This is a genomic window from Skermania sp. ID1734, assembly GCF_007489285.1.
Lineage (GTDB): Bacteria > Actinomycetota > Actinomycetes > Mycobacteriales > Mycobacteriaceae > ID1734.
In genome coordinates this window covers 1-784 of sequence record NZ_VLIY01000054.1, presented here as the reverse complement: position 1 = coordinate 784, position 784 = coordinate 1, and the positions used below count along the sequence as shown (strand labels likewise).

Here is a 784-nt window from a genome sequence, read left to right as displayed (position 1 = left end):
CAGTTGGGTGGGTTGTCTCGGTTGGCTGCTGGTGGGCAGGGGGTGGTGTTTTCGGCGCCGGCGGTGCGGATGCAGTATGCGTCGTCGTTGGTGTTCAAGGAGTATCGCGCGGATGTGCGGGCGGGGTTGGATGTGTCGGTGTTGGAGGCGATGCCGGCGTATTTGGAGTCGTTGCCGTTTTCGGCGGGGATGGAGTTGTTGTCGCGGTCGGCGTGGCCGTGTCGGTTGGTGGAAAGCGATGGTGTGGTTGTCGGTTTCGTGATGCCGGCGATTCCGCCGGAGTTTTTTGTGCAGATGCGGTTGGCGTCGGGGTCGAGTCGGCAGGTGGGGGAGTTTCAGCATTTGTTGAATGGTCCGGTGTTTTTGTCTCAGCGTGGGATTGGGGTGTCGGATCGGCAGCGGTGTGAGTTGTTGGTGGAGGTGGCGCGGGGGTTGGCGGTGTTTCATCGGCATTCGGTGGCGGTGGGGGATGTGTCGCCGAAGAATTTGAAGCGTCACGACTTTCGTGCCGCTCCTAGACGGGTTGCGACTGCCGGTCGCGAGCGGTGTTGAAAGCCTGTTCGTACTCGGTTGGGGTGAGCATTCCGAGTGAACTATGCAGACGTCTGTGGTTGTACCAATCAACCCAACCAGATGTGGCGTATTCGATGTCGTTGAGCGTCTTGTAGGGCCCGGCGTGGAACACCGTGGTCTGGATGCATTCGGTCTTGTAGAGGCCGATGATCGATTCCATCAACCCGTTGTCGTAGGCGTCGCCGACCGAACCGATCGAGGGCGTGATGCC

At 60.2% G+C, this 784-nt stretch carries 2 protein-coding genes; one reads left to right on the top strand and one right to left on the bottom strand.

Features of this window, described 5'->3' with window-relative positions; all coding sequences use genetic code 11:
* Positions 1-552: hypothetical protein (locus FOS14_RS24520; RefSeq protein WP_221936771.1), on the top strand; the 552-nt coding region annotated here is incomplete at its 5' end.
* Here the strand turns inward: FOS14_RS24520 and FOS14_RS24515 are convergent.
* Positions 515-784, bottom strand: a 270-nt coding sequence (locus tag FOS14_RS24515; protein ID WP_143769309.1) for an integrase core domain-containing protein, incomplete at its 5' end; no start/stop codon positions are given. The two genes, FOS14_RS24520 and FOS14_RS24515, sit on opposite strands and share 38 nt — an antisense overlap.